Genomic DNA, 24420 nt, shown 5'->3' on the forward strand with positions numbered 1-24420 from the left:
CGAAAGGGGTACCTACTTCCACAAGGCTTTGCATCCCGCAAAGCAAAGCCGAGGCGAAGCCCCGGCTTTAAGCGCGACCACGAAGGGTGGCCACGAAGGCTGTGTATAATCTGCAGGCTCTGTAAATGGGCATCACAGTTTTTTTGTCAACCATTTTTCGTGGTGAAAAATAGAAAGCACGAAAAATGAACCGATATCTTGTTTGCTACGATTTGCAGTCACGGCTGCCGGACCCGCACACTCCATTCTTGCGGCAGGCAGAAACCCACGGATGGTCTCGTTGGATGAATATGCAGTCCGGCGCACCGCTCAAGTTGCCGAACACGACATTGGTCGGCAACTTCCCGACAATCGAGGCTGCGCTAGCAGCTTTTGATCAAGCGTTAGCCGCGACCACGCGTCTGGTTCATCATTCGGTGGTTGTAACCAAGCGCTACGTGGTGCCTCACGAGGAGAGCGGCATGCTCGTCTCGAATGAGAAGAAGACCGACGACACGGCGCACATGTTGAGCGCTATCCTTCGTAAGATGTGACGCCGAATACGACGCAAAAAGGCCCCGCCGGCGCAAACCGGCGGGGCCAAGTCGTTTGGGAGGAACCGCCGAAGGACGGCAATGGCAGATCAGCCAGCCGGCTTGTTCTCGTCGGGCTGAACCTCATGGACATGCAGGTCCGCCGAACTGTGCGCGGCGAAGCTGCGCTCGGTGTTGGGCTCGACGCGCTGGGTCCATGCGACTTCGCCGCTCTTCGGGTCCTTGGCGCTGACATCGACAGGCCAGCCATGGTTGGCCTTCACGATCACGGTCGTGGTCATTCGAGAACTCCTGATGATTGATACCGGAGGCCGCCGGCGCGGATCGGCGGAGCCGAATTCGATTAGGTCCGACGACGCGGCGGCGGGTCGCGCTTCTGGCCCGCTTCGAACCCCTTGCGCCATTGCCGATAGTCCTGGCGGTCCTCGGCATCCTCCGCGAGGATCTGGCGGATCGTCCCCAGTTCGTCGGCGCAGCGGCCCGTTTCCGCCGCTTCCTTTTCCTGCGCCAGCGCGAGGCGGGTGACGGCGGTCGCGATCTCCTTGACGACAGTCAGGTCGGCGATGCTGGCCGCCTGCAGCACGACGTCCTTGCCGCTGACGGGAGGCTCGCGCTTGCCGGCGACATAGCCGCTACAGCCGAGGAAGACGAAACCGATGCCGACGCCGAGCATGACCAGCATCTGCAGGCCGGGCGGGAGGGCGGCGATCCATTCAAAGCCCGGCGGCATCGGCATGTGCTTTCTCGGCCCGGCCGGCGTCCGTCCAGACGCGCCGGATATTGTAGGCATCGAGCCCGAGAACCACGCCGGCATAGCAGACGATCAGCAGCGGGCGATCGGTTGCGAGGAAGCCGGCGAAGACCGGGAACCAGATGCCACAGGACAGAAAGGCGCAGGCGCCGCGCACATGCGGCGACCAGCGCCCGTACCAGCTGCCGGCGAACGTGCCGTTGACGACGAGAGCGATGAGCCGGAGCGAGCCGATCACGATACAGGTCCAGCCCCAGACGAGTTCGTCTGCAATGCTCGCAAGCCCGCCATAGCTCAGCGACACGTCGAAGAGCGCCGGGTATTGCAGGAAGAGCGAGCCGAGCCAGATCAGCAGCGCCGCGAAGCCCCATTCGCTGGCCCGCGCCGGGAAATGGTCGGTGATGCCGCGCGCGACCCTGACGATGATCACCGGCCAGCCCTCCAGCCGCAGGCGCCGACGCCCTTGGCATTGTGCTGGTCGACCTGCGCCCGCGTCTCGGTCGTGTCGCGCGTCGAGCCGTAGATCGGCGCGAAGATCCGGCAGCCGTCAGTCACGGTCGAACTGCTGCACCCGGCTGCGGTCAGCGCCACCGTGCAGGCGATCCACTTCCTTGCGCGCCGCATCGGCTGCCTCCTGTTGCTTGCGTTCCTGCGTGATCGAGGCCGCCCGCTCGCCGCGGCGATACTCCTGGCAGCCATAGGCGCCGGCGCCGATGACCAGCGCGACGGCGGCCCAGGCCTGCCAGGGCAGCGCGCCCGCGACCAGGCGTGCGCCTGCCCAGAGGGCGCTCATGCCGCGACGCCTTCCGGCAGGTCGAGCGCATCGGCGAGTGCCTTGCCCTTGCGCGCGGCCCACCAGCGATAGGCGAAGCCGCCGGCGGTGAGCAGCACGCCGGTGATGACCAGCGCCGCAACCACGTTGCCGATCAGCTGCGAGCTCGCCGCCAGCGGGTCGAGCTGCTGGCGGGCCTGGTCGAGCAGGCCGGCAAGACCGCCGGAGCCGATGCCCGCGCCGGTGGTCGCATCGGCTGCCGCCTTGGCCGGGAGCGGCTTGGCCTGGTCGATCGACGCCCTGGCGTTGCCGCCGGCGGCGAAGACAGGATCGGGCCCGACCGAGCCGGTCGCCCAGGCCTGTCCGATCTGCTTGACCTGCGCCACGCGGCCGCTCCAGCCGCGCCCGAAGGTCGACCAGGTCCTCAGCGCATGCAGGAAGGCGAGCCGCCGGCCGAGCATCAGAGCGATGAGCCGGTCATGATCGGGATAGGCCTCGACCGCCGCCAGCGTCGCTTCGCCGATCACGCCGTCGACCTTGACCGAGCCGAGCGCCCGCTGAAGCCACTTCACCGCCTGCGACGGGCCGGAGTTCACGGCACCGTCAAAGACGGCATAGTCGACACCCTCCGGCAGGCTGTCGCCCTTGACGACATCCCAATACTGCCGGCGATAGACCGCCTGCAGCTCGGCCTCGGTGATCTGGCGAACCGAGCGCTTGGCCTCGCCGCGGCGCTTGCGATAGGCGTCATAGACGCCCTGCGTCACGCCCTTCATGGTGGCGCCGCCCGGGTCCTTGGGGTGATCGGCGTAGCCGCCTTCATGGACGAGGACGCGCGACAGCGCCCGCGCGTAGTTCTGCGCAGTCATGAGATTGCTCCGGATTAGAGAATTGTGCGCAGATGGCGAGTGCGCGACTTTCAGTCGCGCATTGCGTGCGCATCTTTTGCGTGTAGAAAGGGCGCCTGATTAACCTAGGCAGTAGATCGAGGCGGCATGGACGACGATTTGCGGCATTGGCTTGCCAGGGCAATGAACTTCGCCTGCACCATGCTTGGCGTTTGGATGGCGACTGGACGATTCTGGCCGGCGCTCATCCTCGCCATTATTTCAACCGCACTCGCTATCGTCGGATATGCGTGGGTTTTGCTACAAACCTTTGGCGCCGCCGCCTTGTTTCTCGGCATCCTGCGAGTCTTCGGCGCCGTATCGATCTGACGGCAAACCGGCTAGGCTTGGCGGCCTAGTAGGTCGGCGCCAGCACCTCGTCGGCGCGGGTCGCGCCAAGCGCGGCTTCGACACCGGCGCGCAGGGCGGGATAGTCCGCATCGGCGGTATCGAGAAACTGCGCGGCTTCGAAGACCCGGCGCAGGCGCAGCGGCGCGGCCTGCAGCGCGGCATCCACCGCCTCGGCCTCTTCGTCGGTCAGCCGGCGCCAGACCTCCGCCTTGGGGATGCGGGTGAAAACCGGCGCAGGCGGTGCTGCATAGGGCGCGATCGCCAATCCTGTCGCGAGCGCGGCCTCGAAATAGGCATCGCCTGGCTCTGCCGAGAAGGCGACCTCGCAAGGCCCGGCGGTGGCATGCAAGCTTTCACCTTCGACCAGGATCACGGCGATCGACGCGTCGGAAATATAGCGCAGTTCCATCTTAGATCTCCGCGTCCAGAGCCAGCCAGTTGTTCGCTGCCACACGGAGAGAGACCGGAGTCCCAGCCGTGTAACTACCAGAGGTCACGACCAGCAGATCGATCGCTGCGCGCCCTCCCGGCGAACCAACAGAGTTGACCGAGACAGACGTGGTGCCAGCCGTTCCGCCAGCCGAGACAGCCAAGATATTGACCGCGGCCGACACCGAAGACACCGGTGCGACACGCATAGGCCGCGGAGGCACCACGCATGCGACGACGTTCAAGGTATCGGCAGCGAAACCGGTTCCGATCGTGATCGCCGTCGTCTCGCCGAAGCGCACGTAATAGCGCTGGCAAAGCATCAGCTCGGTATCGTAGGGCCGAACCTCAAAGGCCGTCGGAATCACGCCAGGCTCAATCTGCACCTTGCCGAGCGTGCCGGCACCAAACTTCACGACGCAGTTAGTGCCGGCAGTCAGCGCAAAGGACTGGCCGGAGGTCTTCGCGACCCCGTCCACAGTGCATGTCGCTGAACCCTCCCAGCTGACGACATAGGTGCCGGAAGTGATCGAAGCGCCCTCGATCGCCTGGACGAGAGAGCCCGAAGCGATCGTCGCAACACGCCCAGACACGCTGTAGTTGGCGCCGCCGGTGTCCGCCTTCCACCGATCGTGCCCATACACCCCCGCGCTAAGCGCCCCGCCCGCAAATGCGCGTTGGTTCAATCTGAAATCGCCATTGATGATCAGGTTGCGACCACCGTTCCAGGTATCGATCTGGGCAACGGCGCGAACCTGCGCCGGCAGGAGGTCTTCAGGGTCGCCGTCGCCCGCCGTTGCCCGCCCCTTGATCCTCGCCGTGGCCATGTCCGCCAGCTTGGCGTTGGTGATGACATTGCTGTCGACGGTCAACGTCGCGCCCGATCCGGAGACGATGACATCCCCCCTGTCGCCGTCGACAATGAAAGACGTCACGCTCCAGCGCGAGACGCCATCGGAGACCAGATCCCAGCGAGCTCCCGGCACCGCACAGACGAACGAGGCCGCGCCGTTGATCGTGTCACTGCCGGCGCGAGCAATCGTGAGAGTGTTGGCGCCGTTGATGGCGGGCAGCGTGTCGAAGAAGCTGATGGTGCGGCCGGCCGAGACAGCGTTGGCGGCCGGCAGCGTGCCGGTGCGCGGCGCGGTGAACGCCGTGTTGGACACGACGAGCCGGTCGGTAATCTGGAAGCTGAAGCTGGTATTGCCTACGGCGCGCAGCACTTCGCTCGAAACCTCGTCGAGGCGCGCCATCTTGATGCCACCGACAGTCGCAGCGTCGTGGCCCACTAGGCGCTTCTCATCGGTAATCCAGGTAACTTCACCCGCGGCGCCGACAAAACCCGAATGAGCCAGCGCCGTGCCGCGCCGGAGTTGGACCTGAATGGCCATTTTTTAATCCTCGTGGATGGCGTTGAAGGCGAGCTGGATCAGTCGCGCATGCGACGGCTGCAGGCCCGAGATCCTGATCTGGTCGCGTCCGGAATGGATCACGAGCAGGACGACGCTCGCATCGACTTCCGCGACGCAGAGCTCGGCGGCGATCGACTCCGCCGCGCCGTCGACGTCGACGACGACCCCGCTCATCTCGTCGTTCATGGAACGGTGCCGTAATCGGCATAGTCGGTCGGCAGATCCGTGATCATGCCGTAGTCGATCAGGTTGCCGGCGGCGAAGACGATGGCCGCAGCAGCGGCGGCGGAATCGGACGCCTCCGCGGCATAGTGCTTGGCCGAACGCCCCGTGACCGTGCCGGTCACGGCCTGGCCCCTCGGCTTTTCGGCCCATTCCTGGGCAAGCGCAGACTTGTCGATCGCGATGTCGCGAGCGTCGAAGGTCTGCGTTCGGTAGCCGGCGACGGTCGCCTTGTCGTCGGCGACGATCGCCTTGTCGCTCGCTACCGTCTGGGCATGGCCGCCGGCAATGCCCGCCCAGTGCTTGGCCGAGTGGGTGCCGGCTCCGAAGACATCCTCGCCGTTCGGCTTTTCCGCCCAATCTGCCGCGCGCTGCGCCCAGCCGCCGGCTGCGGTCACGGATGCGGCGGCCGCGCCCGCCGACGTGCTGGCGGCGGTGGAATAGTGCAGCGCCGAGCGCGTGCCGGGGGTGGTGACATCGGTATTGATCGGCCGCGCTGCCCATGCCGCAGCGAGGTCGCGATAGGCCAGCGCATCGTCAGCTGCCTGACGAGCCGTGGTCGATGCAGTGGCGTCCTGCTCGAGGAACTTGGCGAACTTGTAGGCGAGGGCGCGATCGGCGAGATGCCAGGGCTGGCGCGCGCCGGTATAGGCGACATTGCTCGCACTCGGCCCGCTCCAGCCTTCCGTCAGTTCGACCTCGGAATCCGAGACGATCCGCTTGATGTAGTGCCGGGTCGAGCCAACGGCGATCGTGTCGCCTTCCAGCGCCGCCGAGGTGAACACGGTCAAGGTGCCGTCGACCGCGTTCAGCGAGCCCATAACGGTGACGCTGCCGTTGACCACCGTGACCAGGCCGCCCTGAAAGAACAGATTCTCGGCGAAGATAACGTTTCCGAAGCTCATCCCGGCCTCACTTGTTGAAGCAGACGCCTTGAACGCTGACGCCGTTCAAGTCTTGCACGCCGCCCAAAACTCCCGCCTGATCAGTCACGACCTCGATGACGTCTGTGCCGGTGTAGCCGACGTCATAGGAGGCCATGGCGATCGTGCAGTTGTAGTGCGCGAGCGAGGCGCCGTTGTTGACGATGTAGGTGACGTAGCTGACCGGCACGACCTTGATATCGAAGCCGTTGCGCCTGATGCGCATCAGCGCTGCCGAGCCGTTCACGCCCGTCTGGCCGCCCTGGTAGACGCCGGTGATATTGACGCGCGAGCCGACGCGTACCGGCAGGGCGATCACCGCGTTGCGCCCACCACTGTCGGCGCTGGCATGGCGGGAAATCGTGCCGGTGCGGATCACGACGTCGTCGATATAGGTGACGCCATCGACGACCGAGAACGGCACGGTGCGCGTCAACGGGTTGCCGAGAATGAACCGGTTAACATCGATGAAGAGCTGGCTGTAGAAGGTGGTGCCCTGCTGGATCAGCTCCAGATAAAAGCCCGTCTCGTAGGCCGCGCCGCCGGCCTCGGCCCGCAGACGGACGGCGAAGCGGGCAAATACCCCTGCCGGCGCCGCGACGGCCGCGAACTGGACCAGCCCCTCGGCCATCAGGTTGCCGAGCCGGGCCGAGACGGTGCTGACCTGCTGCGCGATCGCCTGGTCCGCCGTCGCCAGCGCCTGCAGGGACAGGTTGGTTGCTGCAGCGTGTCCGTTGAAGGTGGCCGTCAGACTGGTGATCTGCTGCGCCAGAGCCGACGTCTGGTTGGTTCGGACGAAGATCTCGGTGTCGAGAGCGGCCTCGTTGTCGCCAAGCCGCGTGTTGAACTGCGTGAGCTGCCCGGCGATGACCTGGTCCTGCTGCGCCAGGGCGGCGGTCTGCTCGTAGACCGTGGCGAAGCCCTGCTGATACTCGGTCCTGAGCTCGTAGCTGGTGGTGACCAGCGCCTGCGTCAGTTCGGTCCTGACCTCCTCGGTTCGACGCAGGCCCGTCTCGGCAAGACGATTGGCGTTGAAGCCGTCGACCAGCCCTTCGAGCACGGTCGAGAACAGCGGATCGATACTCGGGATCTGCTGCGTGCGGTAGCGGATGCCGGCGACGAGCTCGTCATAGTCGACCCGCATGATGCTGGTCTTGCCGGAAATGACGGCCTGCGGCGCGCTGAACTGTGTCGAGCGGATCGCGCTGCGCTGGCCATCGTCGGCATAGGCAAAGGCGCGAACCTGGATGAAGTCGTTGGTATCGCGAACCGGATAACGGCCGGATGAGGCCGGCCCGTGATAGGCGTCTTCATAGGTCTCCCAATTGTCGTAGGAGATCCGCACGACATAGTTGACCGGCACCCGCGGCCGGCCGGCCGACCAGTCCATGTACATCTGCGTGCCGCTCTGGCGCGCATCGGCGAAGATGTAGGCGATGTCGATCGCCGCCTGATTGACCAGGCCGGAGGACGGTGGCGGCGGCGGCGCGACGATCGCCTCGCCGAGATCGCTCCAGACGCCGGGCGCGTCGAACGTCGCCTCGATCTCGACCCGCTCGGAATCGAGGAAGCGGATCGCGCGGACCAGCCAGTCCTTGCTGATGACGTCGAGTTCGCCGATCACCATCGAGGTCGGCGCCTGCGTCGCCGTGCTCAGCACCTGGCCGATTGCAAGCCCCGTCTGCGCCTGCGCCGCGGCGACGTCGTCAGGGTTCATCGCCAGCGTGTATTCATCGACCTGCGACAGCTGCACCGGTCCCCAGGATCGACCGTCGCGGGCGCGCAGATAGCCGAAGCAGGTTGCGCTCGGCAGAGTGAAGGGCTTGTCGATCTGCAGGTTGAGACCGCTGCCGCCGTAGACGCCTACCGTGTCCTGCTCGTCGAAATACCAGCTGTCGATCAGGCATTTGTCGTTCGGCAGGATCGGGCGGCCGGCGAACTCGAGCGTGAAGGTCCGCGTCCGCCGGCGCCGATAAGCGGTCGAAGCCGCCCAGGTTCCAAGATGGATCGCATGCGCCCCCTCGGTGACGCCTTCGAGCTTGATCCGCCGCGGGTTGCCGGTGTCGACGCCGAACCGGACCGGATAGTCGCGATGCTTGCGCGGGTCGCCGTCATCGTCCCATTCGACGATAACGTCGGCCGCGCCGTCCGACAGGTCGAGATTGAAGTCCTCGCTGTCGCTGTCCTCCAGGATCTGGCGCCGCGTGATGACGTGCTTTCGCACGAGCTTCTGGTCGTCGCGCACCATCGTCCAGAGATTGCCGAGGCGCAGCGGCGAGGCGCGCATCACGCCGAGCACCGTCTGCAGCGCCTCATAGACCGAGATCGGCCCGCGGATCACGCCATCATAGGTGTCGTATTGGTTGACGCTCGCGGCATAGCTGGCGAAGGTCGCGATATCGATCTGACTGTCGGGCTGGCCGGCGCCGGCAACCTCGTCGCGCAGGATATGGACCGCCGCCCAGACCGCCTTGCGCGTCTCGGTGTCGATCCAGGCGCTTCCGTTCCAGACCGGCAGGATGCGCGCGGCCTCGACCTCGATATTGGCATAGGCGGTGACGCCGACGCCGGGCCCCGAGCGCACCCGCATCGCGATCTCGGTCACATGCGGGCGGTAGATGCCCTCGGGGATGTGCGAGAACAGCCCCTCCCACGTCACCGTGTTGACGATCTTCCCGTTCTGCGGCTGCTGGCCGAGATTGCAGGCGCGATAGGCATAGAGGCCGGCCGGGATATCCACGAAGGTCGTCACCCGGCGCGGCTGCGTCGTCTGGGTATTGCCCTCCTCGCGATAGAGCTCCGACCAGTCGCTGATGAGATCGCCATCCTCGTTGACGTGGGCGTACTGAAAGAGCACCCCCCAGTCGGTCGGGAACTGCTTGCCCTCGTACTTGCCGCTGCCGATCGCATAGATGCCTGCCGGCAAGGTCCAGTTGAGCTGCACCCGGGACTGCGGCGCCGCATTGCTGCCGAAGGTGAAGGGGCCGGCCCAATCCGGGCTGTCGCCGGGGCGCGGCAGTTCCATACTCGCCACGGCCTGCGCCTGCGCGACCTGTCCGGGCACCAGGTCGGAGAAGCCGCCCGGGTCGATGATCTCGACCTGCGCGCCGGTGAAGGGCGGCTGCACGCCTGCCGGGGTCCAGATCACCGCCCCGCCCATGCGGATCTTCTTGATCGAATGCTTGCCGAGACCGACTGTCATTCGCTTGTACAGGAGCTGGTCGTCACCCTCGAAGACCGTGAAGTCGGGCTGCGACAGGTCCGGCGTCGTCCAGCAGCGGCCGAAGAGGGCGGGAATGCGATCACCGGGCCGCGCCAGATTGCCGCCACCGGAGACGCCATAGAGCGGGCGATTGCCCTCTTCCTTGTTGGCCTTGGACTGCGTCGCGCGAGACAGCAGGTAGCCGCCGCCGGCGAGCAATGCCGCCGAGCCGGCCGCATAGAGGAAGCCGGCAACCTTTGCGCTGACGTCAAGCGCCGCTCCGATCGCGCCGATCGCCCAGAACTGGCCAAGCGCTGCGAGCGCGATTGTCGCGACCAGCATGCCGATGCCCGCCGCCTTGCCGCCTCGACTGCTCCCGGCACCGGACCCGCCACGCGGCGCGTAGATGATCGCGACGGTGTCGTTCGGCCCGACCCGGGTATGGCGCCACTGCTTGCGCAGGCGCACGCTGAAGTCGGTCGCCGCCCAGGGCTGGCCAGCCCGATAGACGCAGACGATATGCGGGCGCGCGCGATCGGCATGCCGGCGCATGATCGCAGACAGCCGCCGCCGGCCACGATCGAGCACGATCGGGCTGCGGTCGGTTTTTCCGTCGAGGCGTTCGAAGAGAATTGTCGTCATCAGGCAGGCAGGTAGTAGCTGGGGGCAGCCCAGCCGCGCGCGGCCAGGACGGCGAGAGGTTCGAAGGCAACGCCGTGCGGATCGTCGGTGTGCAGAACGCCGCCGCCATCGATCGCCAGGAAGACGCCGGCATGAATTGCGGCGCGCACCCGGCCAAGGCTCTCGCGCCCGATGAAGACGACCGCGCCATGCGACGGCGCCGAGACCTCGCGCCAGTCGTCATGCCGGTCGCGCTCGGCCATCATACCGACCAGCTCGCGCCTGCTCTGCGGCGCCGCCACCACGATCGGCAGCTCGCGGCCGAAGACCTCGCGCTGACAGAGCCGGGTCAGTTCCCAGCAATGCAGCCCGGTCGGCTCATAGGGGCGGCCGATCATCCGGTTGACGAAATCGGCGGGATCACAGGGCATGGAGCGCCTTGTAGGTTTGGAGATCATAGGTTTTGCGGGGGAAGGCCTTCAGCGCGATCTCGACATAGGTGAGCTCGCCGCTGGCCGAGAACGCATTGACCGAAACACGCTTCAGTCGCAGCCCGGTCCAGACGTCGGGATTGCTGAGATCCTTCGAATGATAGGCTCGGTAGGTGACCAGGAAGGGCTGATCCGAGGTGACCGCCAACTCGAGCGGCTCGCGCAGATGGCCCGAGATGTTGCTGACACGCAGGCGCGCCTGGCCGGGCCCATCCTCCTCCTGGCTCGGCGGCGTCCAGCTGAACGGGATGACCTGGAACGGGAGCAGCGGCCCGCCGGACGTCACTGGGAAACCCTTGGTCTCGAAGACGTCCTTGACCGGGACCGCGTTTAGGAAGCGCAGCGGCTCGATCAGGACGGCATTGTCGAACTGGACCGTCTCCCAGACGTCGCCATCGACATCGGCCGCGGCGTAGCCCTCGACCAGGGCAACCGACATGGTCATCGCATCACCAGTTGTAGACGAGGCGGGTGAAGGCGACGCGCGTCCAGGGTGGTGCGCTGAAGTCGCTCGACAGCGTGCCTTCAGCGATCTCGCATTTTCGCGTCACGTAGCCGAGATCCGGCCGATAGACCGGCATGTCGAAGACCAGCGTCCCGTCATGCAGCGTCACCCGCAGGAACTCATCCAGAGCCGCCCATTGCGCGCCGGTCAGTGGGATGCTGCGCCAGCTCATCGTGGTGACCCGCGGACCCGGACGCGGGCGCTTGATCGAGGGGCCGGCATTGGTCTTGAAGACCGCCGGCGGTGTGAACGAACCGGACGCGGTTGCGCCTTCGGCCTCGCTTTGATGCGGGACCGTGCTCGGCCAGATGGGAACGGCCATGGTCAGCCCTGCAGATGCTTGTTGGCGGCACGGGCGCGCGTGGCAGCGCTGAGGCTGCCCTGGCCGCGGCCGGCGCGCTGACCCATGCGGCTTTCGACCAGGCGCACGATCGTGTCGGTCGAGCCGTCGGAATTCTGGACCTGCTCGGCCTCGCCTTCGACTTCGCCGCTGGTCTGATTGATGATCTGGACGTTGACCCGCGTCGACCGGTTTGAGTTGGCTGCCGCCGGCGCGTTGCTGTTCGCCGGCATGCCGACATGACCGCCATCGGCGTAGCCGCGCTTGCCTTGCCGATGCAGGCTTTCGAGGTTGCCGACGCCGAGATAGTCCGTCGCCGCCTTCGAGAACACATACTCGCCACGGTGCACGACGCCGGCGGGCTCGTACTTCCCGCCGGCGCCGGTGTAGCCGCCGCTAGCGAAGGGCCAAAAGCCGGCCGTGCCACCGACATCGGTGACGCCGCTACCGCCCGAGCTGCCACCGGTGCCATTACCGCCGAACCAGCTGCCGAACAGCGACCCGAGGTTGAAGCCGCCTTTGCTCCCGAACAGGCTGTTCAACGCCATGTCGAGCATTTTATCGAGAACGCGGCTCAACGCATTCTGCAGCGCCTCGGCACCGGACTTGCCGGCGCGCAGGTCGCCGATGAAGCCCTTGAGCGCATCGCGGCCAAGCGACTGGATATCGACCAGCGAGTCCTTGACCGTGTTGAGGCCGGCGATCGTCGCCGCGTTGGCGACATAGGCCTGCCCTTCCGCGCTGGTCAACGGGATGCCCTGGCGCTTCAGCTCCTGCTCGGCCCGCATCACCGCGACGAGGCGCTCGCGCACATCGGCCGACTGCCAGATCAGCGCGACTTCCTGCTCGAGCGCAGCGATCTGCTCGCGCTGGCCGAAGACCATGCCCTGAGCGCGAGCCCGCGTCTGGGCTGAGACGACGCTGTCGAGCGCTCGGCCATACTCGTCGAGCTTGGCGTTGACGGCGGCCTGATCCGTTGCGCCGGCGGCGAGCAGGCGCTGCCGCTCCTGCATCAGCGCGTTCTGACGCTGCAGCAGCTGGGCACGCTCGGTTTCGCTGAGATTGCCGGAGCGGCCATTGACCGCGTTCTCGACTGCAGCCGATTCCCGCGTCTGCGCCGTCTTGACCGCCAGTTCCTTGTTGACCTCGGCCAGCCGTTCGGCGAGGCGGCGCTGATAGATCTCCTCGGCATTGCCGCCATTGCGTTCGGCGAACTGCTCCGCCTCCTTTCGCAGGCGTGCCGCCTCGGCAAACTCCGAGCCCACCGACTTCGCGGCTTTGGCCTGCGCCTCCAGCGACGACATGTTGTCATTGCTGGCGCGCTTGGCCTCCTCCTGAGCCCGCGTCGTCTGAATGATGGCGTCGATGCGTGCCCGCTCCGCAGAGGCCTGCCGCTCGGCCGCCGTCATGGTCGAGCCACGCGCATCGTTGAGCGCGAGCTCGGCCGCCAGTGCCGCCTTCGATTCCGCCGAGACCTGACCGAGATAGCGCTTCTGGATCTCCTGCGCCCGCGCCGCCTTATCGGCCTCGATCGAGCCAGCGGACTGCGCCTCGCGGTATTCGTTCAGCTGCTGCGTCGAGACCTTCAGGGCCACTTCGAGATCCGCGAGCTGCTTCAGCTGTTCCTCATGCCGCTGGTTGTCGAGCGGCTTGCTATGGTCGAGCAGCGTCGCCGTCGCGTTCTTCTCGGCAAGGTCGCGGCTCTCCTGCAGCAGCCTGTTGCGCTTCTCCAGTTCCTGCAGCTCAGGCCCGAAGGGGCGGACCTCGCGGCTCACGGTTTCCGCGCCAGCGATCTTTCGGTTCGCTTCATTGGCCTCACCCCGAGCCTTGGCCAGGGCCTGCGTTTTCTGGATCTCGGCATCGATCGCCGCAGCGCGCTCCTGGAGCGTGGCGAGATCCGACCGAGTCCGGCGGATCATCGGCGAATCGTCGCCGGGGATCGCATTGTCGAGCGTGCGCTGCATTGCCGCTTGCGCCTGGCGATTGCGCTCCAGTCGCTCGGTCAACTCCGGCGGCAGAAATCGTTCGGCAATGGCGTTCTTCGTGCGATCTACCGGCCGGCTGACATATTGCTCGACGAAGCGATCCCATTTGCTCTGGGCATTCGAAGCGCCATCCATCGACTGCGCCAGGCCGTCGATCAGGAGCTTCTGCGCCCGCAGCCGATCGCCGTACATCTCTGCCGTCCTGATCGAGCGCACGGTCACGCTGTCGAGATTGCCGACCTTGCCGGCGAGCTGCTCGGCGCCGCGGCTGGGATCGGCGAAGGCCGTCGCAAGCTCGCGCGCCGCGTCGGTCATGCCCTGGCCGGTGATCAAGGCATAGTCCTTCGTCAGTCGAGTCAACTGCGGCAATTGCGTCGCGGCCAGCTGGCCGAGGCGCGCATACTCCGCCGCAATCTGCCGGGCATTCGATACCGTGATCTGGGCGGTGTCGGCGCTCGCCTTCGCCAGCTGGTCGAACTGGCCGCCGGTCAATCCGACGCCGCGGCCGGAGCCCAACAGCGAGGTGTCGAGCTGCCGACGCTCGCCCGCGACGCTGATCGCCGAATAGAGCGCCGTCATCGCCGCCGCGGCAGCCGCGGCCCAGGGCGCGATCCGCACCAGCCAGCCGCCGACCTGGCGGAAGAAGCCGCTGACAGTGCCCTCGGAGCTGGAGAAGACGTCCGCAACCTGCGAACCCTGCTGAATCAGCACGGTCATGACATCCTGGCCGGAGCTCAGCGAGACGACGACGTCCTGCGCCTGCCGGCTGAGATTGATCAGCTCATGCCGGGCAAGGCCATGAGCGCGGGTGAGGCCATCCGTTGCGGTCGCAGTGCCGTTCATGACGCGAATCTGTTCGGCGAAGGCCTGCTTCGTCTCGGCAAGCCGAGCGGCGTAGACCGTCTCATCGATCGCGCCGACCTTCCTCGCGTCCCGCAGATCGGTCAGGCTGGCGCGGTAGCGTTGCTGCGCGGCAAAGAGCGGATCGTACTTCGCCCGCACAGCGTCCAGCGCCGCGCCGTAGGCGGCGATATCCTCCCCGCGCGCATCGGTACCGAAGTCGGTCCGGACTCCGAGCTGCCGGTTGAAGCCATCCTGCGCACCCTGGCGCTGCGCCAATGCCTGCCGCGCACCGGCCTGCGTCACCACGCTCATGTCGGCAGCCGCTTTCGCAAGGCCGAGCCGATAGCGTTCCAGCGAGATCGCGCCGGCCGTATAGAGGTCTTCAGCTTCCTCGACAGCCGCGTTGAACCTCGATTGAGCCGCGTAGGCCGGATCGACCGCACGGCTGAACGCTTCGGCGCGCTGCGCCAACAGCGCAAAGGCCGTCGCATTGTCATTGGCCGCGCCGGCCGCGAGATCATGTTTCTGGCGGACCAGGTCAACCGCGCGCGCCGCCTCGGCTTGGGTCGCCACACCCGCGCGAAAAGCCGCATCGGCGAGCAACTGCGCCCGCTCGATCGCCTGCGTCGCGCGCACCGCCGGGTCGATCGACGCAGACAGCGTCGTCCACCGCCGACTGATCGCCGTGATCGAATCCGCCGACTTCATCGCGATCAGCGTGCCGCGCTCGCGCGCTTCGGCTGTCTTGCGCTCGGCCTGCAGCACGCGGTCAGATGCCGCCTGCGCCGCGTCCATCTGGCGGATAAACAGCGCGGTACCGGCCTCGGCGCCGCGAGCATCGACCGTCAGAGTTGTGACGACCTGAGACATGCGATTATGGTCCCGCTCTACAGGAGGCTGCGACGATGCGTTTGGCTGGAATACTTAGTTTGGCCCTGACACTGGCCGCTTGCTCAACTGTCCCGGAAGGTGAAGTTCAGTTTTCTCGGGAAGTAGAGGTCGAGTACACGCGCTTCGCAGCGTGTGCATTTCAGAAACTGGAAGAGACCTGGCCGAATGAAATACGACTGGTCGACCTGAGGGGCGACAACGCTGTCCGGCTTTCCTTCGACGTAACGACCTATGGACCACTTGGCGTGCTGACAGTTCGTCAGTTGGAAGCTTATGTCCGCAAACTCGCCGATAGGCGATCAAGGGTCGAAATCAGAACAAGGGCAGGCAGCTGGCCCGAGCAGATGTGGTCGAAGATCGAGAGTTGCGGGCGCAGCGCCTAACTCTCCTGTCTGGCGACGAAGCTATTCAAAGCCGCGCCGTCCAGCGCCTCGATAATCTCGATCTCCCACGGCGCGAACCGAAACCCCGTCATCCGGCAGAACGCATCGAGATCCTGCCAGCTCAATGCCGCAGGCCCCCAGCCGGTCGAGCCGCGGCGCGACGCCAGCCGGTTGAAGGCCTGCCAGAGATAGCCCAGCGCCGACGGGAACGGCGGCACGGCGAGCTCGGCCTCGATCTCGGCCCGGCGCTCGCCGTCCCGCACCCGGTCGAGCAGGGTCTGCAGCGTCTCGCGGTGGCTGAAGCCATCCTTGTCACGCGCCGACAGCCGGAACTCCGCCTCGGCGTAGGCGATCAGCTCTTCGCCGAGGCCTTCGTAAAAGACCGCTCGTCATTGAGGAATTCGAGCGCCTGCAGATAGACCCAGCCGAAACTCGGATCGAGGAACAGCTCGGTCGCCGCCTTCTCGCTGAAGGTGATGACCGGACCGCCCGACACGAGATTGACCGGCGTCCAGTCGACGATGCGGGCGACGACGCGGGCGACGTTCTCGCGGCGGACCTGCTCGACGTCCGTCTCTTCCGGCTTGATCTTGCGGCCGTTGCGGATCTGCGCCTCGAGCAGCGATTGCTTGCGCAGCTCCTCTCGCGCATTCGCATTCGCCCAGGCCAGCGTCTTGTCATGGCTCGGCCCGGCGAAGGTGATGACCCAGCCGGTCGGCTTGCCGCTGCCGGGCTGCAGCACATGGAGCACATCGACATCGGCGGGCTGGAAGGCGGAGAGATCGACCGCAACGGCGGCCGTGTCCTGGGTTTTCATGATGAACCTCTGTCGGAAGGTGGCGGGGCGGCGCCGACACACCGCCCCACCTGTCGCGACACTCGCCGGAGCGAGCTTGACCGCTGTCGGACGGAACGGATCAGCCGGCCTTGGCCGGCCGGGCGAGCACAGGCTTCGTCGGCTCGGGCTCGACAACCTTGCCGGTCGCGCTGATCGCGATCGCGGCCAGATCCTCGGGCCGGCTCGGCCATGCGACAGCGAGCCCCGCCTTGCGGCCCTGGTCGACCGCGTCGGCGAGCGCCTGCGCGGCCGAGCGGATCGCCCGCTCGGCATCTTGTGTTTTGCTCATGGTGTTGCTCCTGCTGGTCCCCCCAGCCGATCAGGCCGCCGAGGTCTGATAGACGACGGTGGAGTCGGAATAGGCGCCGCCGCGCTCGTCCTTGCCGATCAGCAGGTTCATGGTCTGGGTGCGAGCATTGTCGCCGCCAATTTCGGACTTCTGCATCGTCCCGAGCGTCAGATTTCCAATGAAGAAGGAGCAGAAATCCTTCGGCTGACCTTCGTTCTCGGTGAAGAGCAGGTGCAGCGACAGGACTTCCTCGTCGAGGAACTGCTGCACGCGGCTGATGTCCTTCTTCAGGGCGGTGATCGAGCCCTCGACGGTCGCCGAATTGGTGAAGACGTCAGGCGTCAGCACCGAGCCGACGACGGGCACGCCGGCGGCATTGAGGTTGATGTTGAGGTTGAGCGCGGTGATGTCGAGGACATCCTCGCTGCCCAGTCGGATCATCGCCTCGACGGCGGTCATGCCGGTCGACGTGGTCGCGACCGGAGACGCAAAGTAGGGCGAATCCACGCCAGTCTTCACATCCATGTTCTGGCCGATGACACCGAAAGTCACGATCGCCATACCGTTCGGCTGCAGCTGCAACTGCAGAGAGCCTATCCGATCCCCAAGATGGAGCTCGGAGCCATCGATATCGATCTCGCGCTCTTCAATGGCGAATGAGCGCGGCGTCGTTCCCATCAGCAGCTTCTTCGGCCGCGATAGCGTAATCGCGGGCTGTTCTGCGATCGTGGTGACGTCGTCAGCGACCGTCATCACGGTGGCCGTCAAGCCGGCGACGCGCAGGTTCGCGTTATTGTTTGCAGCACCGCCGGCCGTAAAGCCTCCGAAGCGCACGACGTCGCCGACCCGCACCCCGTCAGCGATCCAGGAGCCGGACGCCCGCGTAAAGGTCTTGCCCCCCGCATTGGCCGTAACAGCCAGCCCCGACAGCGCAAGCGGCGCGTCGAACGTGCCCCGGAAGACGGCTTCAATGAAGTCGTCATAGCTTCCGAGCGAGAGGTCGCCGACATAGGAGCCGGAAGCGGAGCGAGACCCATGGCGTCCACGCGTGACTTGCCCATCGCGCCGAACCTCATTGGAGCGGATCGGCTCCTTCGTCAGGTTGATTCCACCGCTGTTCAGGCGAATGACCTTTGACCCAGTCGCACCGTCCGGCAGCACGCCGAAGGCGGTTTCAGGCTTGTAGGCGACAAGGATGTTCCGGCCGGATTGATAGGCCATGGCTCTGCTCCTGCTGCTGAGGCGTTGGCGAGGTCAGGCTCGGCGCCAGAACTCGAAGGGGATGGTGACGGTGATGCCGACCCACATGCCGCTATCGGCCGAGGCCGTGTCGGTGCCGACGGACGGTGTCCAGGTGCGGACGCAGCATCCGGGCTCTGCGTCGTAGAACTGCTTGACCCGAAAGACCTCGCCGAGCGCTGTTGCTTGGACGTCTGCGAAATCGGTCCCGGTATCGGCCGGGACGAAGGCGGTGAACTGGATCAAGCCATCGTCGACAACGACATGATCGCCGGGCACACCAACCCCGTGGATCTTGCCGCCGGCCCCGGCGATCTCGCCATAGACCCAGCAGGCGACCGGATTGCCGGAACCATCGATCAGACTCGGTCGAGGTTCATTGGGCCAAGCCACCGCGAACGCCGACCAGTTTGCGGCAAGGTAGGCTTTGATGGCGGCCTTCGCGCCGGCAAAGTCAGCCATCAGAGCGGCCTGATCACCAGCGCTGGGCGGCGCAGATCCTGCGCCTGCTTCCCGGCAGTGCGGCCTCGCGCTCGGCCAGTCTGCACCAGTCCGAATACCGGCATGTAGGTAAATTTGATCGCGGCGACATTGCCGAAGCGGCGGCGCAGCATCAGCTCGGCCTGCTGGTAGACGCGGTCGCTGCCGGGCACGCGCATCGTCATCTTGCCGAGCTCGATCTTGCGGGCATAGGGCAACGGATTGGCGATGAAGACCTCTTCGCCCTCGCGCGCCTCCCAGCCCTTCAGATTGCGCACTGCAACGCCGCCGGCGAACAGGGTGTGCGAGATCCGGTAGTCGCCTGAGAGAACGGGCGACAGCGCGAACAGCGTCTCCATCGCGAACTGCACGACCTCGCCGAGGCGCTGATAGCGATACTCGATCACGCCGAAGGGCTTGACCGTTTCCTCGGCCGCGCCGAGGCGGCCATCGACCGTGCGGCGGAACGCCGTCGGCTGCGGCTGCGCCTTCATCACCTTGCCGTGCTCGCGCTTGGCGAAGGCGGCCAGGTCCTGCTGGCAGGCGGCCACTGCCGCGAGCTGCGCGGCCCTGAACTGCAGGGCTATCGGCTGCTGCGCCATCACATCCCCCGCAGATGAAGCTCGACGCGAACGACGACGTCGCTGATCGCGATCGGGTCGGGCGCCTGCACGCGGAACCACTGTCCGTTGCTGCGGACGCGATCCCCTTCCTTCGGAGCGATCCAGCCAGCCGGCGTCAGCGTCGTCGGCGACAGGATCGCCAGCCGGTCGCCCTGCTGGATCGAGCCGATCAGCTCGTCGGGCTTGAAGTCGCGCACGAAGGCGCGGCAGGTCAGATCAGCCGGAGCGCCGCCGGCGCGCGTGAGCGTCACCGTGGTGCCATGGGCTGCAAGTTGGCGATCGAGCATCGCGATAGCGATCGACGGCGTCACAGCGAATAGACCTTGAGTCCGGAGAGCAGGCTTTCGACGGCCTGACTGATGGCGGGACGGGCAATGCCGCGATCCCACTCCTGCGAGCCGACACCCTCGACCACTTCCTTCTTCAGGGAGGGATCGCCGGCGCCGACATGGCTGAGCTCGCTGACCCGCAACGCGAGGGCCGATTTGACCTTGGCGGGAACGGCGTCGGGCTCATAACCGGCCCGGTACCGGATCCGGACGCTGCCGGGTTCGCAGGCGACGGCGGGCCAGGACTTGCCTGGCGCAAGCCCGACACTGCCATCGCGGGCGCGATAGACCTCGCTCGCCACGACGCCATCGGTTCCATCCGGCGCGGTGAACGCGATCTCGGTCACGTCGACGAAGGGCGGCAAAGGCAGCCGCAGCCACTCGCCGCGGCAAGGGAAGGCGGAGCGGCGCAGCTCCAGCGTCTGCCGGCCGATGGCTCGGCCGAGCCAGCCGGTCGGGCCATCTATTTCGTCCGTCGCCGCCGCGATCAACCCCTCGAGCAGCCCATCAGCCACGCCGGCAAGCGCGGGGATGGCAGCCTTGACGGCGACGGCCGTCAGCACCGGCTGCGGCGGGGTGATCACGACGACGCGGGAGTGCATGGCGATCAGGCCTGCGGGAGGGCCACGCCGGCGGCAGTGAGCAGAGTCTCGATCTCTTCGGCAGTCGTCGCCGCTGAGATATCGACATTGCCGGCCTCGGCCGCCTGCTTGAGAGCCGCAAGGCGCTGCTCGGCCTTGGCCTCTTCGGCCTCAAGGCGCTCCTGCTCGGCAGCCCGCTCGGCCTTCAGCCGCTTGTGCTCTTCGGCCCGCTCCGCCTTCTGGCGCTTTTCGAACTGGGCAGCGGTTTCGAGAATTCCGAGCTCTTCGGCGGCGTGCTCCAGCTCCTTCGGGCACTCATCACCCGGCTGGAACTGCGTGGGATGGACTTCGCCAGCGCGGCAGCCCTTGAACGCCTTGGTCAGACGCATGATCGATCTCCAGGTCTATAGAGGGGAAGGCGCCGGCGGCGCACCGCCGGCAGGCGGTCAGGCCTGGTGCGGCTGCGGGTTGTCGTGGCCGTAGCCGAGCAGCGCGATCGCCGAAATCGGCGTGGCGGTGCCGTGCGTGCCGGAAAAGTCCGGCAAGAGCTTCGCGTAGCGCCGCCCGCCTTTGTACCCGAAGCGATAGGCGGCAGCGGCGGCATGGGCCGAGGTCAGCGCCTTGACAATGCCGTTCGCCCCGACGGTCACGCCCAGCACGTCCGACTGCGTGACGGCGTCATAGGTGACGTTGTCGTCGGAGTGCGTGAGCTTGAACTCGATCTTGTTGGTGGCGTCGAAGGCGATGCCGCCGACACCGATGGCGAGCAGGAACTCCGCGGCATTGTAGCCGCGAAGATCGATTGCCGGCGGAGTCGGGTCGGCATTGAGCGAGGCGGCGGCAATCGCCACCACCGCCTTGAAGGCGGAATGGATGTCCTTCATCGGAAGGTCCTCTCGAATGATGGGATGGAAGGCCAGATGGGGGCGGGCGACCGATCCGGCCGCCCGCTCAGATGCTCGTCGCGCTGCGTCCGATCAGGACGTGGCGATCTTCATCAGCTTGATCGCCTCGAAATTGGCGACGCCACCGCCGACGCGCTTGGTCGTGTAGAAGTGCACGTAGGGCTTGTTGGTGAAGGGGTCGCGCAGAACCCGGACACCCTGGCGATCGGGGATCAGATAGCCGCGCTTGAAATCGGCGAAGGCGATCGGGAAGGCATCGGCGCCGACAGCCGGCATGTTGTCGTCATTGTAGACGGGCTTGCCGAGGATCGTGGCCACCTCGGCGGCTCCGGTCGGAGGTGCCCAGATGTAGTTGCCCTCGGCGTTCTTGAACTTGCGCACGCTCGACATGACGGCGTCGGACATCAGCCAGGAGGCGTTCGCCCGATAGCCCTGCTTCAGCGCATAGTAGAGGTCGATGAAGGCATCGGCAGGGGAGACCGAGACGGACGGTGTGGCGAAGGCCGCTGCGGCGCCGCTCGGAACGTAACCGAGCTTGCCCCAGGCGTAGTTGGCGTTGGCGACGGTGTCGTAGGTGAGGAGGCCGCGCGGACGCATTACACCATTTCCCGAGATGAAGGCCGCACCCTCCTGCTCGGCAAAGGCGATCTGGACCTCGTCTGCGAGCCAGGCCGCAATGTCGATGATGCCATCGTCGAGCATGGTCTGCGTGGTTGCCGGGTTGGCGTAGAGCTCCATCACGTTGAAGACGAGCTCGCGCAGCGTCGGCGTGCCAGTCTCGGGACGCGGCTGCTCCTCGCCGACCCAGCCGGAGCCGGCGCCGCCCATGTTGACCAACTTCTTGTAGGTCGAGGTGCCGACCGGCATCACGGTCGCGAGCTGGCGCATGACCGAGATCGTGCCGAGTACGCGGTCGATGGTGGCCGAAGTCTCCTCCGGCACGAGATAGCCGCCGTCAGGATCCGACTGCGTCGTCAGCTTCGCCTTGACCTCGAGATCACGCAGGCCAGCATCGGCACCCTTGCGGAAGAACCTTTCGAAGGCCGCCTTGTGTTCTGCCTTGGCTGGGTCGAGCCCGTTGCCGGCGCCGCCGCCGAGCTTGGCAGCGGCGAGTGCCGCATTGACGGCGTCGAGTGCCTTGGTCAGGTCGCTGATATCCGAGTTGATCTTCGCCACTTTCTCGGTGGTGATGACGTCCGCGAAGTTCTTCTTGATGCCCTTGAGCTCTTCCTCATGGGCGGCCTTGAAGGCCTCGAAAGTCGTCTTCAACTCGGCCAGGATCTTGTTGGCGTCGCCGGCGTCGGCGCGCGCCAAGAGCAGGCCGCGGAAGGAGCCGGTCATCATGCCCATGGCCATGACGGCGGGCGCAGGCCCGGACGCCACGGCGTGGTGCAGGGCATCGGAAAGGCCGACCGGAAGGCACAGCACAGCGAGCGCCGCGAGCGCGAGGCCCGCGAACAGGTAACGAATCTTCATGGATGTTCTCCGGATCGAGGCCGCTTAGGCCTTCAAGGTTGCGAGCAGCTGCCGGGCGGCAGCGAGGTCGAGTCCAGCGCCGGGCATGGGCTCATCGTCGGCAGCGTCACGCGTGCCGGAGGCTTCACGCAGCAGGCGACGACGCTCGGAGCGCGGCACCCCCTGCTTAGCGAGAATGGAATCGAGCCGGCGCCGCGCCGAAAGCTCGGCCCGCGCCTGCCCGCTGCTCGCGGGCTCCGGCTCATTGGTGGTGGCATCGGCAAAGCCGAGTTTCACCGCTTCCTTCGCGGTGATGAAGGTCTCGGCGTCCATCATGTCGCCGATGTCCTTCGCTTTCAGGCCGGTGCGGGCAACATAGATGTCGCTCATGGCGGTATCGATTGTCGCGAAGACATCCGCCGCTTCGCGCATGTCGTTCTGGTTGCCGATGACGACGCCCCATGAGTTATGGATCATGAGGAAGCTCGACATGCCCATCTCGATCCGATCACCAGCCATGGCGATAATCGAGCCGATCGACGCCGCGATACCCATGACGCGCACCGTGACCTCGGCGGGATGCTCGCGGAGCTGGTTGTAGATTGCCAGACCCATGAAGACGTCGCCGCCGGGCGTATTGAGATTGACCGTCACCGGTTTCGGGCCAATGGCGCGCAAGGCCGCCGCCATGCGCTTGTCGGTGAATCCGCCACCCGTCCAGTAATCCGCGCCGATCACATCATAAATCGAGATCGTATTCGGATCATCGGCCTCGGCCGCTTGCGGCGAGAGACTGGACCAGCGGTCGAGCGCATCCGAAGGCGCGTCCCAAGAGAACGCTTCGGGCCGGTGGAAGGCCTGGGCCTCAGGCAGTTTGCGCAGGCTCATTGCCATCTTCCTTGTCGAGAGAAGGGCCGCCGTTGTGGCCAAGACCGGCGGTGTTCGGCGGATCGTAGTAAGTGTCGCCACCCTCGCGCGGGTTCTCGTCCTCGAGCGCGCGGACCTCATTGGGGCTGTAGACGCCCCATTGCAGCGCCTTCACATAGGCTTCCCAGCGGGTTTTAAGGTCGCCGCGCACCACAGCATTGCGATTGAAGCGAACGAAGAGCGGCGATTCATCCGGCAGGAGATCGCGCGTGATCGTTTCTTCCCAAGCCGTGAAGTAGTCCTCGAGCGTATAAGCGACGAAGCCGCTCCGCTGCTGCTCCAGGCCAGTGCCCCAGGACGTCGATTTCTCGGTGTCGCCGAGCATGAAGCCAGGCACGCCCAGATACATCTCCAGTTCGGTGCGGGTGAACTGGCGCGTCTCGATATACTGCGCATCCTCCGCCGTCATACCGATCGGCGCGATCGTCATGCCCTCTTCGGTGATGATCGACTTGCCGGCGTTCTCAGCGCCACGATAGCTTTCGAGGCTGGCCTTGAGATGATCTTTCGCCTCGTTGCCGATCTTGTTCGGGTGCGAGAAGTGCAAGCCGAGAGAAGCACCATTGGCGAAGACCGAGGCACCGTGTCGCTCTGTCGTGAGCGCCATGCCGACTGCTTCTCGGGCATAGGTGAGCGGCGTCACGCCGCGATAGCCGTCAAGGCTAAGCCCGAGGAGGTGGAAAACGTCGCTCTGCGGCAGCACGATCTGGCCGCCGTTCTTCCGGGTGTAGGTGTAGACGAGGCTGAGGTCGTCGAGTTGATCGACTTTGACCCGGTCAGGGTGCATCGGGATCAAGTCGATCACCCGCCCCATCGACCGGACAATCAGAGCATAGCCGTTGCCGCGCAGGATCAGATGCGCTGTGAGCATGCGCCGGAAAGCGGAGGGCGTCAGGCGGCCCTTGCGAGGCCGGCAGAGTACCTTGGCCAGCGGATCGTCGCTCGCATCCTCGCGGGTGCGGGCATCGACCCGCCGCTTCAGCTGCAGCGGCGTGTTGCCGATCGCGCCGGTGATCAGACGGACTGAGCCATAGACGACAGCGGTCCGCATTGCGCTGTCGGCATTGATCATCGCTCCGGACGCGCTCTCGCGACCGCCACGCAGATAGTCTTCTAGATCCGCCGAGGACTGGATCAGGATGCCGGGGCCGGCGTCCTGATATGCGGCGCGCGGAGCGGAAGCAGATGGCGGGGTGATCGCAGTCGGAGCCGG

Annotated in this window: 31 protein-coding genes; 3 read left to right on the forward strand and 28 right to left on the reverse strand. The window is 66.0% G+C overall.

Annotated features, from left to right (window positions below; translation table 11 throughout):
- Nucleotides 1-185: 185 nt before the first annotated feature.
- The gene (locus AC1DS0_RS11760) at nt 186-533 is read left to right on the forward strand and encodes a hypothetical protein (RefSeq protein WP_476814530.1); all 348 of its coding nucleotides are present in this window, start codon (nt 186-188) and stop codon (nt 531-533) included.
- 89 nt (nt 534-622) lie between these two features.
- On the opposite strand, the gene AC1DS0_RS11765 is transcribed toward AC1DS0_RS11760, so the two are convergent.
- The 6 genes from AC1DS0_RS11765 to AC1DS0_RS11790 all read right to left on the reverse strand — a co-directional run bounded on the left by AC1DS0_RS11765 (nt 623) and on the right by AC1DS0_RS11790 (nt 2925).
- The gene (locus tag AC1DS0_RS11765) at nt 623-814 is read right to left on the reverse strand and encodes a hypothetical protein (RefSeq protein WP_476814531.1); all 192 of its coding nucleotides are present in this window, start codon (nt 812-814) and stop codon (nt 623-625) included.
- Between the two features lie 62 nt (nt 815-876).
- Nucleotides 877-1269, reverse strand: coding sequence for a hypothetical protein (locus AC1DS0_RS11770; RefSeq protein WP_476814532.1), 393 nt, complete (start codon nt 1267-1269; stop codon nt 877-879).
- Nucleotides 1247-1714, reverse strand: coding sequence for a hypothetical protein (locus AC1DS0_RS11775; RefSeq protein WP_476814533.1), 468 nt, complete (start codon nt 1712-1714; stop codon nt 1247-1249). Before AC1DS0_RS11775 ends, AC1DS0_RS11770 begins: the two co-directional genes overlap by 23 nt.
- Complete coding sequence (locus AC1DS0_RS11780; RefSeq protein WP_476814534.1) at nt 1711-1839, reverse strand: hypothetical protein; 129 nt, start codon at nt 1837-1839, stop codon at nt 1711-1713. Before AC1DS0_RS11780 ends, AC1DS0_RS11775 begins: the two co-directional genes overlap by 4 nt.
- On the reverse strand, nt 1832-2077 hold the full coding sequence (locus AC1DS0_RS11785; RefSeq protein WP_476814535.1) for a hypothetical protein: 246 nt from the start codon (nt 2075-2077) through the stop codon (nt 1832-1834). The genes AC1DS0_RS11780 and AC1DS0_RS11785 overlap by 8 nt, the downstream gene beginning before the upstream one ends.
- A complete protein-coding gene (locus tag AC1DS0_RS11790) occupies nt 2074-2925 on the reverse strand; it encodes a glycoside hydrolase family 108 protein (protein ID WP_476814536.1) in 852 nt (283 codons plus the stop codon). Before AC1DS0_RS11790 ends, AC1DS0_RS11785 begins: the two co-directional genes overlap by 4 nt.
- A 126-nt stretch (nt 2926-3051) precedes the next feature.
- Between AC1DS0_RS11790 and AC1DS0_RS11795 the strand changes: the two genes are divergently transcribed.
- Nucleotides 3052-3273 carry a hypothetical protein gene (locus AC1DS0_RS11795; protein ID WP_476814537.1) on the forward strand — a complete coding sequence of 74 codons (222 nt, stop codon included), beginning with the start codon at nt 3052-3054 and terminating at the stop codon, nt 3271-3273.
- 25 nt (nt 3274-3298) lie between these two features.
- On the opposite strand, the gene AC1DS0_RS11800 is transcribed toward AC1DS0_RS11795, so the two are convergent.
- From AC1DS0_RS11800 to AC1DS0_RS11840, 9 genes are read right to left on the reverse strand one after another with little or no spacing between them, the layout of a single operon-like run.
- On the reverse strand, nt 3299-3703 hold the full coding sequence (locus AC1DS0_RS11800; RefSeq protein ID WP_476814538.1) for a hypothetical protein: 405 nt from the start codon (nt 3701-3703) through the stop codon (nt 3299-3301).
- 1 nt (nt 3704) lies between these two features.
- Nucleotides 3705-5114 carry a hyaluronate lyase N-terminal domain-containing protein gene (locus AC1DS0_RS11805; protein WP_476814539.1) on the reverse strand — a complete coding sequence of 470 codons (1410 nt, stop codon included), beginning with the start codon at nt 5112-5114 and terminating at the stop codon, nt 3705-3707.
- A gap of 3 nt (nt 5115-5117) precedes the next feature.
- Nucleotides 5118-5321, reverse strand: coding sequence for a hypothetical protein (locus AC1DS0_RS11810; protein WP_476814540.1), 204 nt, complete (start codon nt 5319-5321; stop codon nt 5118-5120).
- Nucleotides 5318-6262, reverse strand: a complete 945-nt coding sequence (locus tag AC1DS0_RS11815) for a hypothetical protein (RefSeq protein WP_476814541.1) — start codon at nt 6260-6262, stop codon at nt 5318-5320. The genes AC1DS0_RS11810 and AC1DS0_RS11815 overlap by 4 nt, the downstream gene beginning before the upstream one ends.
- Nucleotides 6263-6269: 7 nt before the next feature.
- A complete protein-coding gene (locus AC1DS0_RS11820; RefSeq protein WP_476814542.1) occupies nt 6270-10124 on the reverse strand; it encodes a host specificity factor TipJ family phage tail protein in 3855 nt (1284 codons plus the stop codon).
- Nucleotides 10124-10534 carry a glycoside hydrolase gene (locus tag AC1DS0_RS11825; RefSeq protein ID WP_476814543.1) on the reverse strand — a complete coding sequence of 137 codons (411 nt, stop codon included), beginning with the start codon at nt 10532-10534 and terminating at the stop codon, nt 10124-10126. The genes AC1DS0_RS11820 and AC1DS0_RS11825 overlap by 1 nt, the downstream gene beginning before the upstream one ends.
- Nucleotides 10524-11033, reverse strand: coding sequence for a DUF1833 family protein (locus tag AC1DS0_RS11830; protein WP_476814544.1), 510 nt, complete (start codon nt 11031-11033; stop codon nt 10524-10526). Before AC1DS0_RS11830 ends, AC1DS0_RS11825 begins: the two co-directional genes overlap by 11 nt.
- 10 nt (nt 11034-11043) lie before the next feature.
- Nucleotides 11044-11421: a hypothetical protein gene (locus AC1DS0_RS11835; RefSeq protein WP_476814545.1), complete on the reverse strand. Its 378-nt coding sequence runs from the start codon at nt 11419-11421 to the stop codon at nt 11044-11046.
- 2 nt (nt 11422-11423) lie between these two features.
- Entirely contained in the window at nt 11424-15137 is a 3714-nt protein-coding gene (locus AC1DS0_RS11840; protein ID WP_476814546.1) for a phage tail length tape measure family protein, read from the reverse strand.
- Nucleotides 15138-15172: 35 nt separating this feature from the next.
- On the opposite strand from AC1DS0_RS11840, the gene AC1DS0_RS11845 reads away from it, so the two are divergent.
- The gene (locus tag AC1DS0_RS11845) at nt 15173-15541 is read left to right on the forward strand and encodes a hypothetical protein (RefSeq protein ID WP_476814547.1); all 369 of its coding nucleotides are present in this window, start codon (nt 15173-15175) and stop codon (nt 15539-15541) included.
- Here the strand turns inward: AC1DS0_RS11845 and AC1DS0_RS11850 are convergent.
- From AC1DS0_RS11850 to AC1DS0_RS11910, 13 genes are all read right to left on the reverse strand, one after another.
- Nucleotides 15538-15804: a phage tail assembly chaperone gene (locus AC1DS0_RS11850; protein WP_476814548.1), complete on the reverse strand. Its 267-nt coding sequence runs from the start codon at nt 15802-15804 to the stop codon at nt 15538-15540. The two genes, AC1DS0_RS11845 and AC1DS0_RS11850, sit on opposite strands and share 4 nt — an antisense overlap.
- A gap of 89 nt (nt 15805-15893) precedes the next feature.
- Nucleotides 15894-16358 carry a hypothetical protein gene (locus AC1DS0_RS11855; protein WP_476814549.1) on the reverse strand — a complete coding sequence of 155 codons (465 nt, stop codon included), beginning with the start codon at nt 16356-16358 and terminating at the stop codon, nt 15894-15896.
- A 100-nt stretch (nt 16359-16458) separates the two neighbouring features.
- A complete protein-coding gene (locus tag AC1DS0_RS11860) occupies nt 16459-16668 on the reverse strand; it encodes a hypothetical protein (protein ID WP_476814550.1) in 210 nt (69 codons plus the stop codon).
- Between the two features lie 30 nt (nt 16669-16698).
- On the reverse strand, nt 16699-17889 hold the full coding sequence (locus AC1DS0_RS11865) for a phage tail tube protein (protein WP_476814551.1): 1191 nt from the start codon (nt 17887-17889) through the stop codon (nt 16699-16701).
- 33 nt (nt 17890-17922) lie between these two features.
- Nucleotides 17923-18369 (reverse strand): hypothetical protein, encoded by a 447-nt coding sequence (locus AC1DS0_RS11870; protein WP_476814552.1) that lies wholly within the window; start codon nt 18367-18369, stop codon nt 17923-17925.
- Nucleotides 18369-18989, reverse strand: a complete 621-nt coding sequence (locus tag AC1DS0_RS11875; protein ID WP_476814553.1) for a hypothetical protein — start codon at nt 18987-18989, stop codon at nt 18369-18371. Before AC1DS0_RS11875 ends, AC1DS0_RS11870 begins: the two co-directional genes overlap by 1 nt.
- On the reverse strand, nt 18989-19297 hold the full coding sequence (locus tag AC1DS0_RS11880) for a head-tail joining protein (RefSeq protein WP_476814554.1): 309 nt from the start codon (nt 19295-19297) through the stop codon (nt 18989-18991). The genes AC1DS0_RS11875 and AC1DS0_RS11880 overlap by 1 nt, the downstream gene beginning before the upstream one ends.
- 20 nt (nt 19298-19317) lie before the next feature.
- Complete coding sequence (locus AC1DS0_RS11885; protein WP_476814555.1) at nt 19318-19941, reverse strand: hypothetical protein; 624 nt, start codon at nt 19939-19941, stop codon at nt 19318-19320.
- Between the two features lie 5 nt (nt 19942-19946).
- Complete coding sequence (locus AC1DS0_RS11890) at nt 19947-20309, reverse strand: hypothetical protein (protein ID WP_476814556.1); 363 nt, start codon at nt 20307-20309, stop codon at nt 19947-19949.
- 57 nt (nt 20310-20366) lie between these two features.
- The gene (locus AC1DS0_RS11895) at nt 20367-20804 is read right to left on the reverse strand and encodes a hypothetical protein (protein WP_476814557.1); all 438 of its coding nucleotides are present in this window, start codon (nt 20802-20804) and stop codon (nt 20367-20369) included.
- A 93-nt stretch (nt 20805-20897) separates the two neighbouring features.
- Nucleotides 20898-22301 (reverse strand): phage major capsid protein, encoded by a 1404-nt coding sequence (locus AC1DS0_RS11900; protein ID WP_476814558.1) that lies wholly within the window; start codon nt 22299-22301, stop codon nt 20898-20900.
- A gap of 24 nt (nt 22302-22325) precedes the next feature.
- Nucleotides 22326-23168 carry a head maturation protease, ClpP-related gene (locus tag AC1DS0_RS11905; protein ID WP_476814559.1) on the reverse strand — a complete coding sequence of 281 codons (843 nt, stop codon included), beginning with the start codon at nt 23166-23168 and terminating at the stop codon, nt 22326-22328.
- Complete coding sequence (locus AC1DS0_RS11910; RefSeq protein WP_476814560.1) at nt 23146-24258, reverse strand: phage portal protein; 1113 nt, start codon at nt 24256-24258, stop codon at nt 23146-23148. Before AC1DS0_RS11910 ends, AC1DS0_RS11905 begins: the two co-directional genes overlap by 23 nt.
- Nucleotides 24259-24420: the final 162 nt, after the last annotated feature.

Source organism: Allobosea sp. P4_H5 (assembly GCF_056400825.1).